The organism is Anabaena sp. FACHB-595 (assembly GCF_048568275.1).
GTDB lineage: Bacteria > Cyanobacteriota > Cyanobacteriia > Cyanobacteriales > Nostocaceae > Trichormus.
Genome location: NZ_CP183473.1, coordinates 4,285,921 through 4,303,145 on the forward strand (window position 1 = coordinate 4,285,921; position 17,225 = coordinate 4,303,145).

Annotated in this window: 7 protein-coding genes; 2 read left to right on the top strand and 5 right to left on the bottom strand. The window is 42.3% G+C overall.

Going from position 1 to position 17,225, the window contains the following annotated elements; all coding sequences use genetic code 11:
* Positions 1-63 precede the first annotated feature (63 nt).
* The 3 genes from ACN222_RS17805 to ACN222_RS17815 form a co-directional block, all read right to left on the bottom strand.
* Positions 64-5,478 (bottom strand): trifunctional serine/threonine-protein kinase/ATP-binding protein/sensor histidine kinase, encoded by a 5,415-nt coding sequence (locus ACN222_RS17805; protein ID WP_010997707.1) that lies wholly within the window; start codon positions 5,476-5,478, stop codon positions 64-66.
* Between the two features lie 413 nt (positions 5,479-5,891).
* Positions 5,892-8,417 (bottom strand): cyclic nucleotide-binding domain-containing protein, encoded by a 2,526-nt coding sequence (locus ACN222_RS17810; RefSeq protein WP_010997708.1) that lies wholly within the window; start codon positions 8,415-8,417, stop codon positions 5,892-5,894.
* A gap of 454 nt (positions 8,418-8,871) precedes the next feature.
* Positions 8,872-9,714, bottom strand: a complete 843-nt coding sequence (locus ACN222_RS17815; RefSeq protein WP_010997709.1) for a D-alanyl-D-alanine carboxypeptidase family protein — start codon at positions 9,712-9,714, stop codon at positions 8,872-8,874.
* A 410-nt stretch (positions 9,715-10,124) separates the two neighbouring features.
* On the opposite strand from ACN222_RS17815, the gene mnmG reads away from it, so the two are divergent.
* Positions 10,125-12,047: a tRNA uridine-5-carboxymethylaminomethyl(34) synthesis enzyme MnmG gene (gene mnmG, locus ACN222_RS17820; RefSeq protein WP_010997711.1), complete on the top strand. Its 1,923-nt coding sequence runs from the start codon at positions 10,125-10,127 to the stop codon at positions 12,045-12,047.
* A gap of 330 nt (positions 12,048-12,377) precedes the next feature.
* Positions 12,378-13,760, top strand: coding sequence for a hypothetical protein (locus ACN222_RS17825; RefSeq protein WP_044521805.1), 1,383 nt, complete (start codon positions 12,378-12,380; stop codon positions 13,758-13,760).
* Here ACN222_RS17825 and ACN222_RS17830 read toward each other — a convergent pair.
* Entirely contained in the window at positions 13,755-15,632 is a 1,878-nt protein-coding gene (locus tag ACN222_RS17830; protein WP_010997713.1) for a PAS domain-containing sensor histidine kinase, read from the bottom strand. The genes ACN222_RS17825 and ACN222_RS17830 overlap by 6 nt on opposite strands.
* A gap of 118 nt (positions 15,633-15,750) precedes the next feature.
* Positions 15,751-17,124, bottom strand: a complete 1,374-nt coding sequence (locus tag ACN222_RS17835; protein WP_044521807.1) for a PAS domain-containing sensor histidine kinase — start codon at positions 17,122-17,124, stop codon at positions 15,751-15,753.
* Between the last annotated feature and the right edge of the window lie 101 nt (positions 17,125-17,225).

The window sequence follows — 17,225 nt, forward strand, 5'->3', positions numbered from 1 at the left end:
GGAGGCTACCACCCAAATTTTAATCTTTTGGACAAAATTTAGTTGCTATATTTAAAAGCTTGCTCAACGAGTGAGAATTGGTAAAGTGATAACAAACTCAGTCCCTGCACCGAGTTGAGAATTTACAAATAGTGAACCATTGTGTTTTTCTATGACAATTTGACTGGCGATCGCTAGTCCTAGACCTGTACCTTTACCAACGGCTTTCGTAGTAAATAAGTGGTCAAATATTTTCTGTTTCACTTGTTCACTCATGCCAATCCCATTATCGGCGATGATGATTTTAACTTGGTCATTGTGGACTGAGGTGGTAATTGTAATTTGCTTAGGATGAGTTTTTATCTCCTCAAAAGTTTGTCCTTTGTTTGCTGCTTCTAATGCGTCAATAGCATTGGCGAGAAGATTCATAAACACCTGGTTTAATTGCCCAGGAAAACATTCAATTTGAGGTAAATTCCCGTAATCAGTGATCACCTCAATGGCGGGACGTTGTTCATTAGCTTTGAGTCGATGCTTAAGAATGAGAATGCTACTGTCTATACCTTCGTGGACATTAAAGCGTACTTTATAGTCTGTATCGGCGCGGGAGAAAGTTCTTAAGCTGGTGCTGATATTTTTTAGTCTGTCGCCAGCCATCACCATTGCATCTATCATCTTCGGCAAATCTTCTAAGCTATAATCTAAGTCAATTTCTTCAGCGTGATTAATAATTTCTGCACTTTTGTGGGGGAAATTGGCTTGGTATAATCTGAGATGTTCGGCAATATCGGCAATTGTGGGTTTAGCTTGTTCTAAAGTAGCGGCAATAAAACCTAAAGGATTATTCATTTCATGGGCTACTCCAGCCACTAAATTACCCAAAGCAGACATTTTCTCGCTTTGGATAATTTGTAACTGAGCTGTTTGTAAATCTTGTAATGCTTGTTGAGCTTTTTGATAAAGGCAAGCATTTTCTAGAGATATAGCTGCTTGAGAGGAAAGTAAGTTAATTACTTGCAAGCGTTCTAGGGTAAATACTCCGGAGGTAATTTGATTCTCCAAATATAAAATGCCTACTAAATTGCTTTGTTTAATAATTGGCTGACATAATACACTTTTCGGTTGATGTTTGAGGAGATATTGATCTATTAGCCCAGGAATATCTATTTGATAATTATCGATTACTAGAGTTTCTAGGGTATTTTTAGCGTAATTAATAATTGTTCCAGGGATATGTTGACAAGTATCAATTGGTTCTGAAAGTAGAATGTTTTGAATTTTTCCTTCTGGTTTGTTCTCATAACTAATAAAAGTAATTGCCCGAACATACCAAGCATTATCTTGGGGGAGGATTAAAACAATCTTTTTAGCTCCAGAAATTTCGAGGATAATTTTCGTCAAATTGACAATTAATTCTTCTAAGTCGATGGTGCTGGATATGGCTTGAGCAGCTTTGAGGACAGAAGTAAAATCTAGGATATCAGAAATACTAGTGCTACTTGTGCCGGCAGTGTCAGTTGAGATGGCGATGGTGCTGCGGTTAATCGGTGCAATAGTTTCTAAGGGATTAAAGTTGAGTTGTCGCCGTTGCAAGATGGGTTTAAGCAGTTGGGGGTAGAGTTTTTCTAAGTCATCAATTTTAGCTTTTGCGCCCCAACGTGCGTAACAATAATAGGCTTCCTGCATATATATCTGGGCAACTTTGTCTTTGCCCCAGTCCAGGTAAAATGTAGCTGCTAGCTCATTGCTGAGTGCTTCTTCTTGAATATAGTGGTATTTTTTGGCTCCGGAGATAGCGCGATCGTAATATTCAATTGCTGAGGTTTTTTCACCCAAAACTCGATATCTTTCTGCTGCCACTAAATCAAGCTTATGCTGGTGATTCATGGGTGCATATTGCGCCCATTGGTGTAACTTGGCTTGGTTTTCTGCAACGTACTGTAATGTGGCTGATACCTCATCTGAATTTTGTCTCAACTGTGTTAGAGCAATCAGAGAATCATAGAGATAAAATACGGGTTCACAGAATAGTCCAGCCGCAGCCATTAAATGATCTCTAATCTCAATGGTAATGCTTTTCGCTATCTCAATTTCGCCAAACAAGTAGCACAGCATCAGCTTGTACAAAGAGAAAATATACAACCCATACCCATCATTAGCAGCCATTAACAGAGGTATAAATTCTGGCTCTTGCAAGGCTTCCCCAGACAAGATGCTGGGATGGGCTGCAAAACCAAGTAAATTTAGTGTAGATTGCCAATAAATGCGGACATAATTGGCTGTTGTCACTTGATTGAGTTGCCCCAACTCATGGCAGTAGGCGCGAGCATCTTCTTGTAAAGTGGCAAGGTGCTGACCACACCAAAAAGAATGGCTACAAAAATTGTGGGCATGATGACCGGCAAACTCTAGGTTGCCCACTTCTAGAGCGATCGCATAGCCTTTTTGCAAGAGTGGTAAAATTTCTTGGACATGAGATTTGCGTTGTAAAATATACAATGCCAAAATGAGCAAAACTTGGGGTTGAATCGCCTTAGCATCCACTTTCGACACTATTTGCAGTGCTAGTTGACCAAACTCTGTTGCTGTATCCACATCTTGCAAAACATTACACAGCAGCACACCATAAGTACTATAGATATACCCTGTAGCTGGTGTATTTCCGTATTGGATGGATATTTTGACTAACAGCAAAGTGATTAATGGGAACAGGGGAGAGCCGGAGAGGTAAGCCACTGTCATGATGCTACTGGCAATCTGGACAATGGCAACTTTCTCCTCATCTGTGATGATGGGTAGGTGAACCAAATCTGCAATTGCTCTGTCACCAATCAGTTCCCTAATCTCTTGGATTTCCTGTTGAATAACTGCTGGTGTGGGTGCTTCAGCAAAGGTTACCCCCAACTGTTGTAAGATTTTTTGGGCGATCGCAATTGCTTCGGCAAATTTATTCTGGGAGATATAAGCTTGAATCCTAATGCGGTAAACGTTAACCTGTTCAATTAAAGTGTGCGCCTGGGTGGTAACAACATTAATGAACTGTTCCATCTGTGCAAATTCACCGCGCAGAGAAGCGACTTCCGCCGCAAATTCATGTAGAGTCAAGGCGATTTTATACTGGCGCTGCCAAGCATTCTTGCCCAACAATGACAACCCCACGGCGATATATTCATGAGCCGCTTGATAAGCTGTGGCACTCCTAGCTTTACGACAAGCAGTAAGATTGAGTTGTGCTAATTCATCTCGTTCTGTTTGTTGGGTAATTAAAGCAATTCCGTAATTGAGTTGATTGACCAGTGCAAAAATTCGCTCTTCTCTAGCGACTGGGGAAATCTGTTTTAACAGCAGTTGTCCGATTTGGTAATGAGTCGCTTGTTTTTGGTCTTGGGGAATCAAAGAATAAGCAGCTTGTTGGACGCGATCGTGTAGGAATCGATATTCCACATTTTGGCTATTGCTAACATTGGCATCTTGGCAATCGTGATCCACATAAAATTTGTAGACCTGGCTTTGAGGCAAAATTAATCCTTCCTGCAAAGCTTTCCACAAAGCATCTGCCGTATCTACTGCTGATTTTTCTAAAACAATTGCTAAAGTATTTAAATCAAAAGAGTTACCAATACAAGCGGCTAGCTTGAGTACATCTTGTGTTTTACTAGGAAATTTCTGCAACTGTTGCGCCATAAACTCCACCACATTATCAGTGAGGGATAGTTCATTGATTTGGGTAATATCACATTCCCAATAACCTTGATGGCGATTAAAAGTAATTAGCTGATCTTCGTGTAACGCCTTGAGAAACTGGGTGATAAAAAAGGGATTACCTTTGGTTTTACGCTCAATTAATTTTGTCAGGGGATGCGATCGCTCTGTTGGACAATGGAGGGTATCAGCAACTAAATGATTCGTATCGCAGAAGGTCAGGGAGGCGAGAGTAATTGTATTCACAGTCTTTCCCGCTTTTTTCAGTTCTTCTACTGTCAAAATAAACGGGTGGGTGGTGTGGACTTCATTATCTCGATAAGCCCCCAACAAGAGGAGATAACTCTGGTCTTCCATCAGTAGTTTGATCAACTGTAGGGAAGCCGTATCTGACCATTGTAAGTCATCTAAAAACATCACCAAGGGATGTTTTGGGGTGCTAAAAATTGCAATAAACTTTTGGAACAATAAGTTAAAGCGATTCTGTGCGGCTGTTCCCGATAGTTCCGGCGCAGGATGTTGTTTCCCGATGATGATTTCTAGTTCGGGAATTACCTCAATTAGCACTTGTCCGTTATTGCCTACAGTATCTAGGATCTTGGTACGCCACCTAGACAATTGGGAATCTGATTCTGATAACAATTGCCCCATTAAATCCCGTAGGGCTTGCACAAAAGCTGATAAGGGAAGATTGCGATTGAACTGATCAAATTTACCTTTGATGAAATACCCTTGTTGGCGGGTAATCGGCTTGTGAACTTCGTTAACGACGGCGGTTTTACCAATACCCGAAAATCCCGCCACTAACATCATTTCTGATTTGCCTTTGGTGACGCGCTCAAAAGCTTGCAGTAAGGCGTTAACTTCCGTTTCTCGCCCATAGAGTTTTTCGGGAATGAGGAAGCGATCGCACATATCCCGGTTACCAATTTCAAAAGCTGTAATTTTGCCGTTATTTTTGAATTGGTACAAGCAAGTTTCTAAATCATGCTTTAATCCCAAAGCACTCTGATACCTATCTTCGGCGTTTTTCGCCATCAGCTTCATGATGATATCAGATAACACTAGGGGAATATGTTGTTGGTGTCCCAAGGCGATCGGTGTTTTCGCTATGTGACAATGTACCAACTCCATCGGATCATCAGAACTAAATGGTAATTCTCCCATCAATAGTTCATAAAGTGTTACACCCAAAGAATAAAAATCGCTCCGGTAGTCGATTCCTCTGTTCATCCTGCCGGTTTGTTCGGGGGAAATATAAGCGAGAGTTCCTTCTAAAACATTGGGACTTCTGATTTCCTGGGTTTCTTTAGGCAGTAATGAAGCGATGCTAAAGTCGATCAGTTGAACTTGTTTTGTTTGGGGATGAATCAGGATGTTGGCGGGTTTGATATCTTTGTGAATTACACGATTAAGGTGTAGTTCTTGCAGAATATTGGTTATTTGGATAGCGATCGCCAAAAATTCGACTAGGGGAAAGGGAGTGGTTTTGATGTATTCTCGTAAAGCAATACCTCCTGTGTCTTCCATCACCAAAATATAACCGTTACCATAGGTTTCTAATGATAAGGGGCGAATGATCCCGGTAACGTTGAGATTTTTGCTAATAGTATATTGATTGCGAAACTGTAGTAACTCGTGGAAATTAGGATAATCTGAGGCTAGAAGTTTAATCACTACTGGGCGTTGATCCTGCTCACGGATAGCTCGATATACTCTTGTTTTGGAACCGGCATATAATTGAGAACTAATGTGATATCCGGTGATGATGGGGTTGGAATATTCTTGAGTTGCCATTTATACATACCTCATAATGCAAACTTGTGTTTACTTCTCTAGCCTTAAGTCGCAATTCGCTGACGAAAAGCCTCACAAATTGCATATACACTTTGTTATTATTCCCATCAACTAGATGTTGACTAACAATGATCAGTGATCATTGATGAGCAATTAGTACTGATTACTGAGTGATCAGTGATATTAGCTCTGGTAGGGCGTGTAGTCGGTACTGAGTCAGATATTTTCCCTCTGCTCCCTCCCTTATCAAATCATAGCTAGGACTTAGGCATGAAAACGAAAGATCAAGGGTTTGGACAAGGATGTAGGGATGTAGGAGTATAAATGCTTGAAACCCTTACACCCCTGTACCCTTAAACCCTTACACCCGGTCTCAACAGATAACCTGTTTGCGTAAGTCCTAATAACGACACCTAAAGAACAATAATTGTCCACATACTTATACCCAAAATAATAGCTGCGAGGTGTTGCCAAATTAAGGTTCTCAATGGTTGTCGGGCGATTTTTTGCGTCAATACTATCGTCAACAGCACGGAAAAAATGAGGGTTGCACCTTGTAAAAAGGCAATCACGGCTGGGTGTGCTACTAATATTGGTAATTGCTCACCACTCAGACCAAATGTGGCAAAAGTAACGGGGAGAATCTTGCCACTTTCACCTAAACCTAAACGTAGATAGTGAGCAAAATTTCCCCCTAAAACTAATGGCAAATAACCATAAGCAAGTTCAATCAAGCGTCGAGGTTTACGGCGAGTATTGAAGATTTTAATTAACCAGTAGCTGGATAAAATAATAGCAAATGGCATTAATAATGCTATAATTGATATCCCTAAATGTAGCCAAAATTGAGTTAAATCAATTTGTAATCCCAGCCAATCTAACAACTCTTGTAAACGATGGATATATATTCCCCCTAACAACAAAAACAACAAAGCTACTTCATAATTGCGGGGTACATGAGTTGTCCATAGTTCAATTCCAGGGGGACGCAAGTTAAATTCTACAGAACGATGGGGACAAGCTTTGAGACAAGTCATGCACAGTACACAATCTCGGTTATCTTCTAACTGGGCTGGGTGAGAATATAGGGGACAACCATCTGTTTCCATCCCTTCGCCTTTTTCGGGGCCGCCTTTATAACATTGATAGGTATTACAGGTAGCAGAACAGATACCTTGCTGCGCTCTTAGTTCAGTCATGGAAAGTTTAGCAAACAAACCATTCATTCCCCCAATGGGACAAAGATAGCGACACCAAAAACGTCGCTCAAACAGGGCAGAAAAAATCATTGCCCCAGAGGTAATTAATAATAGTAAACAAGCGGAAAGATAGGCTGTATTTTCTAAATGCCAAAGTTCTTCCCACAGGAAAATTAAGGTAAATAAACCAAATAGAAACCATCCGCCCCATTTTTCTGCTTGTTCTCGCGGCCAGCGCTTGAGTTGGCGGGGGAATAGCCACAGAGATAGTTTTTGGGTGATTTCCCCGTAAATCATGAAGGGACAGACAGCACACCACACACGCCCGAAGAAGGGGAAACTCAAGAGGATGAGAGGCCACCACCAAGCCCAAAATAAATTTAAAGCAAAATTGCGATCGCGTGTTTGCGGCCCGACAAACAAAACGCCTACAATAAATGCAAACGCCGCCACAGTAAAACCATAGTTAATCTTGTCAGGCCACCAAGAACTGCGTAAAAACCGCCGCAACCCTGGATAAAGATTTAAAAGATTGACACGAAATTGTTTTTTCTTAGGTTCAGCCGCCCAGAATATTTCTTCTGTTAATTCCCTGCGTTCCCCTGCTTGGATAATTGCCCTTTCTACAAGGTTTTTTAACTCCTTGAGATTACCGGGGAAATCATAAGATTGTAGGCGGCGTAAAGCTTCTGGGGTTATGTGGGGTTTCTTCAGTCCACGCGATCGCACATACAAACTAGTGTAATATTCTACCTGGGCTTTAATATCAGCTTTCCTTACCCGTAGCGGTGGTACTTTAATAATATGTCCCACACAACGCTCAATCTTAGACTCGGTTTTTTCCGACACAAGTAGAATCCGGGCTTTACTGGTAAGGGGTGCAGCAGCTGGTTCTCCTGGTCGAGAAACGGGAGTATATATATTTGTTTGCAGTAACTGTGCTACAGGCTGTAATAACTCTGGGGGTAATTCTTGGATATTATTGAGAATTAAACTACCTTCCCCCAACCACTCCAAAAGTCCAGGTTTACCGCCAGCACGACCAAATAAATCTGCACCGCTTGTCTGTAAAATCCCACAATTGATTTTAATAATCGGTTCCCGTCGTTTGGGGGAACTGAAGTGAATCAGAGTGGCGATATTATCTTTTTCTAAGCCAGGTTCGCCAAAGATTTCTACAGATTTGCGGTCAGTGGCCGCGACGCGAATTTGCTCTCGCAGACGCACAGCGTAGCGACTCGTACCGACAATTCCCCGTTGCGCTTTGGTGACTAAATAGGGACGCAACGCTACAGAACGTTCTTGCTCATAGGTTAACGCAGATGTCACCTGGGCTAATTCTTGGGCTAATTGTCGAGAAAAAGCCTGATTAATCTCCGGGTATTGGCTAATTAAGTCCCGAAATTTAGCCGCAGGTATGACCCACACATGAGATTCTGTCAGGGTGACAATTTTACATGGTGTTAATTCATCCAAAAGTAATTCTTGCAGATTAATGACTGCCCCCGGTAGAAATCCACGAGCTAAAGCCGAACTGTTTTGATTAGTAGTCTCGCTTTCTAGTTGACCATCTTGGACAATGTACAGTGCTTCTGGGTGAGTAGCTTCTGAAACTAGAGTACTGTGGGCTGGTACAACTTGCTCTTCCAGAGTTTGGGCGATCGCATCCAACACCATCGATGAGAGAATACCTAAAGTTGTCCGTTCTCGTAGCCATATAACTGTGTTTGGAGATGTCATCCTGGGTTCTCCGTGCAGGCTGCTTGCTGTATAAAAGGAATTATCCCTGAAAATAGCTGTCTGATGAGTTTATCTGATTTACCTAATCTTGGTGTTCCTTTGGCGCTTTTGGGTTTAATTGTGCTAGCGGCGGTGTTTTTTAGTCGTATTCGTTAATTTACAAACCATTACATTTGTAATTCCTAAGAATAATTAAATAGGACTTATACCAGATTAATATGAAGCTGCATAGAATAACTGAACACAGATGCACGCAGCGAAAAGTTCTGTAGGAGGGTTTCCCTCCGTAGGAAACTTTTCAAGACAGAGAAACGCGGATAAATCAACGGATTTTATATTATGTGCAACCTCGTATAAAATTGGTATCACGCATAAATCTTGGGAACCCTTACACCCCTATATCCTTAACCCCTTACACCCGGTCTCAACAGAAAATCTGGGTGCGTAAGTCCAATTAAATTGGTGTCAACCAATAGCTAATGCCTCTAACAACTTTATTTTTTAAACCCAAGTTTGGCAGATTATCTGCATTAACACCGAGATAAGTCCAGTGTGGTATGTCATTTTCTACGGTTTGAAACCAACCATTATCATAAAGAGCTTGTCTTTGTTTAGCATTAGAAACTCGTAAATCAATTGCTAAACCCCAAAGATGCTGTGATGCACCTGGGGGTGCAACTACACCAAGAATTGCTGTTTCTTTGCCTTCTCGAACTTTATCTAAAGTATATTTGTTGGCATATTTTTTCCAGAATCTTAAATTGGTGGCGTAGTTGCGAGTACAATCACTAGCACCATAGCCAGATTTGAGAGGAATATTTTGTTGAGAGCGTGCTTTATTTAAAGCTAATGCGGCTGACTGTTGTAAGTAACAATTGCTAGTGCCTGTAATTTTCTCCATCGTTAAATTAGTTTGAAATATTTGCGTCTCCTGCTCGTTGTTAAAAACTACTCTAGAAGGAAATTTAACTGTTGGGTCTGGATCTACAAAAGCTGCACCATAGGCACGAAGCAATATATATTCATAGCTATTGGGCTGGGGAATTTCTGGTAAATTAGTAGCGATCGCCGATAAGAAACGTTCTTGTTCAGTTTGCGGATTACGAGGAAGAGGTGTTGGTAATATCGGTTTTTTATATATTTCCAAACAAGAAATAGAATTATTGATTACACAGGCATTTAATGTTTGATTATTCCGGAAAATTTCGGAATCATTAATTCCATTACTAGCGACCAAGGTAAAAATCATTAAACCGCTAACAAAAATAAACTTTAATCCTTTAATAAGCCGCTTCATAAAGTTATCAATACTAGATAAATATCAAAGTTCACATGATTTTATTTATAACAAAAATACTTTACACTATGCTGAAATTATCACACATAATTGATTTCTACAGTGAGATAAAACTTTGATTTAATAAGGTAATAAATCTTAGTAAATGTAGGGTGGGCATTGCCCACCAAAAACATAACACTGCGGATAATGCTCAACAAAACTAGCTTCCAAGCGAAATAGCCATCATACATATATTTACAAAATAAATGTTAAATTCCATAGTATTTATTTATAGTAATTAAAATGAACTTGAATACCAACTGTTAATTAACTCGATTTAGTTTTTTGTCAAAGGTTAGCCTACATGAAATCACTGGCTAGATTAGGTTAGAATCAGGAATAAATCTCAGCTTGTTAATCCTGTACGTATGACCATGCACAATTCAGTGGAATTTCAAGACGCTTTTGATGTCATTGTCGTCGGTGCAGGTCACTCCGGTTGCGAAGCAGCACTTGCTACTGCCCGCCTCGGCTGTCGTACCTTGTTACTGACGCTCAATTTGGATAAAATTGCTTGGCAACCTTGTAACCCTGCTGTGGGTGGGCCTGCCAAATCCCAGTTGACCCATGAGGTAGATGCCTTGGGTGGGGAAATTGGCAAGATGGCGGATCGCACATATCTGCAAAAGCGCATCCTCAACTCTTCACGAGGGCCTGCGGTGTGGGCATTACGCGCCCAAACTGACAAGCGGGAATATGCGGCTATTATGAAAAATATTGTTGAGAATCAAGAGAACTTGAGCATCCGCGAGAGTATGGTGACGGACTTGGTACTGGGTGCTAACGATGAAGTGATAGGTGTGGAAACTTACTTTGGCGTGGCTTTCCAGTGTAAAGCTGTAATTTTAACCACAGGTACATTTCTGGGTGGGAAAATTTGGGTAGGGAACAAATCAATGCCAGCCGGACGTGCTGGGGAGTTTGCGGCTGAGGGATTAACCGAAACCCTAAATCGTTTGGGATTTGAAACTGGTAGGTTGAAAACTGGTACACCCGCGCGGGTAGATAAGCGGTCAGTAGATTACAGTAAGATGCAACTCCAGCCAGGGGATGCGGAAGTGCGTTGGTTTAGTTTTGACCCAGATGTGTGGGTGGAACGGGAACAGCTACCTTGTCACATGACCCGCACCACCCCCGAAACCCATCGCCTGATTCGAGAAAACTTGCACCTATCGCCTGTGTATGGTGGTTGGGTAGAAGCCAAAGGCCCCCGTTATTGCCCCAGTATAGAAGACAAAATTGTCCGCTTTGTTGATAAAGAAAGCCATCAAATCTTTATTGAACCAGAGGGACGGGATATTCCTGAATTATATATCCAAGGGTTTTCTACAGGGTTACCAGAAAATTTGCAACTACAGATGCTACGTAGTCTCCCTGGGTTGGAAAATTGCGTAATGTTACGTCCAGCTTATGCTGTGGAATATGACTACTTACCCGCAACTCAGTGTTACCCCACACTGATGACAAAGAAGATTGCTGGCTTGTTTTGTGCGGGACAGGTGAATGGTACAACCGGTTATGAAGAAGCCGCAGCCCAAGGCATTGTGGCCGGAATTAATGCGGCGCGGTTTGTTCGAGATGAGGAAATGATAGTTTTCCCCCGTGAACACAGTTACTTAGGAACTTTAGTTGATGACCTGTGTACAAAAGACCTCCGCGAACCTTACCGGATGCTGACCAGTCGTTCCGAATATCGCTTGCTGCTGCGTTCTGATAACGCTGACCAGCGCCTAACTCCTTTAGGAAGGGAAATTGGCTTAATAGATGACCGTCGTTGGCAAATGTTTACCCGCAAACAAGAGCAGATTACAGGTGAGAAAGAACGCCTGTATGCTACCAGGGTAAAAGAAAATGATGACGTAGGCAAGGCGATCGCCTCTAATACCCAACAAGCCATCAAAGGTTCAATCACCTTGGCTGACTTGCTGCGTCGCCCTGGGTTCCATTACGTAGACCTCGATAGATATGGGTTAGGAAACCCCGAACTTACCCCAGCCGAAAAAGAAGGGGCGGAAATTGACATCAAATACTCTGGTTATCTCGCCAGGCAACAAAGCCAAATCGAACAAATTGCCCGTCAAGCACAGCGCCAATTACCAGGAGATTTAGATTACACAACTGTTGACACCCTCTCCAAAGAAGCGCGGGAAAAACTTAATAAAGTCAAACCCTTGACTATTGGTCAAGCAGCCCGAATTGGTGGAGTCAATCCAGCCGATATCAACGCCTTATTAATTTATTTAGAATTGCGTCAAAGCAAGCACCAGAAAGGATTAGCCGTTTTACCTTAACTTCATCTTCATCAAGGGTGAGTATAGTAGAGGGAGGGATGGGTATGATAGATGACAAGAATCCAGAACTGACATCATCAACTGATCCCCGCTTTCGCGTTGGATTTAATACAACTAGGGTTTTCGCATGAGAACAAAAATCAACGATTTGGAAAAGGGGCGCAGGGGTATAGGGGTGTAGTGATTCAAAGTTTTTATGCCTTCATACCCTTACACCCCACCAGAACCAAGAGTCTCATTGCTTAAGTCCTCACATATTTTAAAAATCCTGATTCCCAGGCAGTAGGGGCGGTGTTGCCCCATCCTGGCAGCTACTACCCTAAAATGCTTATGTTACAAGAAGTTAGCACCCATCTCATTATTCCAGAACCGTCAGAAGACCTGATTGTTAACGAGCCTTGGTCGATAGAATTTTATGCTGATGGCTTGATGGATGAACTTTTTGCTGATATCGACGAGATTCTTGATGTGAATCTGCCCCACCTGACTAACAGAAGAGGTAGACAAATACGCCAAGCATCTCCAGTCAGTAGGATGAATGAAACTGCCGCCAGTGATTGGTTCCTTAGTTCCAGCAACCCGTCTCATCACCAAACTTTAGAATATGAGCATTTGCAAACCCTAGATGTGCCGCAGATTGTTTTACCCAACTCACTCAATCGAGGTGTACAGAGTGTATCCCCTGTCATTAGTAGACAGGGAGGTAAGGTTGTAGTTGAGTCTCAGTCTGTCAAACAGATGACGAAAATCCGTCAGCAAACTCAACTGACCTTGGGCAAAATGTTGATTGTGGGGACAACCCTTGGTGTGGCGATCGCAGGTGTACTATATATATTGCAATCGGGTGTGTTAGTGCTGCTCACTTCCAAACTCACCCAGCCAAATATTTATGTACCACAAGCGCAACTGCTTCCTCAACCAGATGTAAAGGGGGAGTTAGCTAACTATATGCTGGGAGCGCTGGCAATTATAGATAAATCAGATATCCAAAATCAGCAACCGGCTCGTTCGGCAGTTGGCAGCAGAGTCACTTATAATCCCACAGCCTTAGGCTTAGACAACAGTCAGCCGCCGCTAGGTAATCTACCATCCCCTCTCACAGCTAACAATACATCGCCAGCACCTAGTCGTTCTAACGTTGTTGAGCGCATTTACATCCCTGTTTATCAAGCGCCCTTACCGATGCGCTACGCACCGCCAGCAATTCCTGGCTCTCCTTTACCACCAGTTGCGAATAATTCGGCCACGGGTCAACCCAACATCATGAAAAATACTTTAAGTCAAGTGCAACCAGCAGGCAAACCTGCAAGCGTTAATATGTTAGCGTCGGCTGTGCGTTCAGAACTCAAACCTGTAGCTGTACGCAACGCACCAATTAATATCCAACCAGCGCCTAAATTACTTCCAAACTTACCTGTCGTTCCATTTGGTACAAGTCTACCGAAACAGCCTAACACTGGTGGAGAAGCTGTACCTGTGGCATCGCTCACCGTGAATGCACCTGCACCAGCCCCTATCCACACCCTAGAAGGCTTATTAGAGTTGGGAAATAAATCTGTTGCCTTATTTCAAGTTAATGGTACTAGCCGCCGTGTCAACATTGGTGAAACTATTGGTGCTAGCGGTTGGACTTTAGTTGATGTCAATAATGGTGAAGCTATAGTTCGGCGTAATGGTGAAGTGCGATCAATCTATGCTGGGCAGAAACTATAATTGGTTAACCTGATTTGATGTCATGGGCAACGTAAACCAGAATGTAGCCCCTTTCTCTAAACCACTTTTTACCCCAATTTCACCGCCGTGAGCAGTGATGATTTGCTTACATAGGTATAAACCCAAGCCTAAACCCAAGGAATTACGAATACTACCACCCCGAAAATAAAGGTCAAATAACCGATCGCTCTGTTGTTGACTGATGCCTACACCGTTATCATTGACAGTGCAGTAAATTTCGTCATCTTGGGGAATAGCATTGATTGTTAGGTGTAATCCAGGGGGATTATGCTTGATGGCATTGACGATGAAGTTAGAAAACACTCGCCATACTTGCGTAGGATCGGCATTTACTAATGGTAAATCTGCGGTGACTAAATTTATCAAAGTGGCTTGATTATCTACCAACATGGGTTCTAAATCTGCGATCGCCGCTTCTACCACCATCTGTAATTGTACAGGCTGACATTGCAAGCTCAAACCCTGCACCTCACCAATATGGGCTTCTAATAAAGAGTTAATCAGATTGAGTTGGCGATCGCTACTTTGCACCATCCGCTTTAAAATTGAGCGAGGGACAGGGATTGGGGATTGGGGACTGGGGATTGGGGACTGGGGACTGGGCGAAAATCTTGCAGTCAGTTCTCCCCCTGCCTCCTCTGCTTTCCCTGCTTCCCCTGCCTCGTCATTAAGTAAATTCCTCAACACCATCAAAGTCCCTAAAACTGGGTTACGTAAGTCATGGGACACCGCATGGAAAAAGACCCTCAGTGCTTCTTGGGCTTGTTTGCGTTGGGTAATATCTTCAACCAACCCTTCGTAGTAAAGGAGATTTCCTTGTTCGTCACGAACGGCGTAGGCTTTTTCGGAAATCCAGACAACGCTGCCATCTTGACGATAAATCTGTGACTCAAATTCTGGAGCTAATCCAGATTCTTCCATCAACCGGACAAATTCGGCTCGGCGTTTAGGGTCAACGTATAATTGATGCTCAATATCCGTAAAATTTTCTGTTACTTCTTCGGGAGAAGTGTAACCATAAATACGTGCTAAAGCAGGATTTGCTGTAATGTAACGTCCATCAGGGCTACTTTGAAAAATACCTTCAATGGCATTTTCAAAGATGCTGCGATATTTCGCTTCTGCTAGCCGTAATTTATTGTTGGCTGACTCTAGTTCTTTGCGGGCGTAAAATTCAGAGCGTTGCAGGCGATCGTATAAGTAAACCCCTAAATCACATATAATACAAAACCAAAAGATGTAGAGAATAAACGTAACATTATATATTTCTGGATGGTTCGGTGCAGGTGTACTGAGCCTCAAAGCTGTGTTCACACCAAAGTAGTAAACTAAAATCCCTAGCTGACAAACTAAATGCAGAGTCCAGCGCACAGGCATAAGTGTAGCTTGACTTAAAAATAGTAATGACCAGCCAAGGGTATCGGGTAAGGCAAAACCTTTAAGGGTGGCAAATAACTGTGATGCTAAACTCAACGACCAAGATGAGCCTAAAAATAGAATACCTGGATGGCGATGACCAAACCGTGTTTTATGCAGGGTAAAACAAACCAGCAGGCTCAATAACATAGCTGCATTGATCATTAGCCCTTGAGTTCTCAAAACCTGGGGTAGTGCCTTCAACTCCCGGAGGGGAAAAAATAGGTCGTACACATTTCTGAGGGTAAATGTCAATAGACAACCTAGTACTAGCCATAACCACAGATGTAGCCTCTGCCATAAAAAACGTTGTCTATTTACCAGCCATTCCTGTTGTTGAGAGCGATTTTGGTAAACAGTGGTGATTTCATCTAACGTGAGTGCAGACAGAGTCTTTCTCCACAACCTCTGCAATTTGATCAAAAAGGTAGTCATGAGAGCCTTACCAACTTCACCTATACGATTGTAGGTGTTTCCTATTTGCAGACTTTCATAATACCAATTCTGCTTTTACGTTGAACAATTCATCGTGAGGGCTGTTGACGGTTGACAGTTAACTACTTGAAGGCAGTGTAAACCAGAAGGTTAGCCCTTGCCGAGGATTACTGGTGGCACCAATTTTTCCGCCATGTGCTTGAATAAATTGCTGACACAGGTACATTTTTAAGCAAATTGCTGTGGAACAGGGGGCTTGCGGATCACGGATTTGTAGATCGAAGAGGCGATCGCACTCTGACTTACTTATTGCGACACCATTATCTTGAATCAGAGTCCGAATCATGCCATCTTCTACTGTGGTTTTGACCGTAAATTTCAACCCTGGGGGGTTGTGTTGCAAACTATAACTAAACAAACTCATCACAACTTTCTCAAACCGAGCTTGATCAACCATCACCAAAGGTAAGCCCTCAGGAATTAAGTTCTTGCAAGTTGCCTGATTTTCTCTCAAGAGTGGTTGTAAGTCTGTGATGATCTTTTCCAGCAGTCCGCCAAATAGGACGAGTTCCGGATGCAGGGTTAATTCTTTTTCCTCACAGGAGTGGATTTCTAACAAAGAATCTAGCATTCCCAATTGCCGATTATTACCTTGAATCATGCGATCGATAGTAGAACGTGGCACGGAAATGAGGGATTGGGGGTTGGGGACTGGGGACTGGGGGTTGGGTAAAGGGGATTGGGGATTGGGAATCGTACTTTCTTCTAGTCCATGTTCACTGTTTCCTTTATTTTCCCGACTTCCTACTTTCCACTCGCCACTCCCTATTTCCAAATTCTCTAACACCATCAGATTACCAATCACCGAAGTACGTAAATCATGGGCTACGGTATGCAAGACAACATTTTTTATCCGTTGAATTTCTTCTAGTTCCCGCATTTTTTGTTGTAATTCGGCGGTGCGTTCTTCTACCTGATGTTCTAAATTGGTGTTGAGGTCTGCTAGTTCTTGATATGTCAGCAGTAATTTGGCTTCTGTTTGTTTCCGTTCTGTGATATCTCGAACAATAGCTAAGACTTCATCCGTCCCACTCACTACCAAACGTGCCTCATAATCTCGCATTTCTAAAGGTGTTGGCAACTGATATTCACAAGTTTGCAAAGTTCCTGTGTCCAAGGTTTTAGTAATGATTCCTTGAATAATTGTGGCAACATCAGTTGGTAAGATATTTTGGATATTTTTACCAGTGAACTCTTCCCCAGGGCAAGGGAGATTTGCAACTTCTCCATTCAAAGATAAAAAATTACCATCACGGCTGAGGCGAAAGATAAAATCAGGAATAGCATTTAATATAGCTTGATATTGTGCTTCAGTAGCCTGCAAGCGATTAATTAGCTGTTGTTGATCTTGTTGATGTCGTGCTTTTACAGTTTCATCCACTCTCTGTGCCTTTGATGTACCAGCAAATGAATTACAGTTAACAATGATCATAGCTACTTTCACGGTTTTTGCAGAGTTTTGATGCCCTGGGTCTGATTTTTAATCGCACTTTGACTGCTTCTTACTTCAGGTTAATTCCTGCTGGAGCGATC

Bases quoted from the DNA above. Each gene is read 5' to 3' on its own strand.
- ACN222_RS17825 (WP_044521805.1), top strand. From the start codon at position 12,378: ATGTTACAAGAAGTTAGCACCCATCTCATTATTCCAGAACCGTCAGAA.
- ACN222_RS17835 (WP_044521807.1), bottom strand. From the start codon at position 17,124: ATGATCATTGTTAACTGTAATTCATTTGCTGGTACATCAAAGGCACAG.
- ACN222_RS17805 (WP_010997707.1), bottom strand. From the start codon at position 5,478: ATGGCAACTCAAGAATATTCCAACCCCATCATCACCGGATATCACATT.
- ACN222_RS17815 (WP_010997709.1), bottom strand. From the start codon at position 9,714: ATGAAGCGGCTTATTAAAGGATTAAAGTTTATTTTTGTTAGCGGTTTA.
- ACN222_RS17830 (WP_010997713.1), bottom strand. From the start codon at position 15,632: ATGACTACCTTTTTGATCAAATTGCAGAGGTTGTGGAGAAAGACTCTG.
- ACN222_RS17810 (WP_010997708.1), bottom strand. From the start codon at position 8,417: ATGACATCTCCAAACACAGTTATATGGCTACGAGAACGGACAACTTTA.
- mnmG (WP_010997711.1), top strand. From the start codon at position 10,125: ATGACCATGCACAATTCAGTGGAATTTCAAGACGCTTTTGATGTCATT.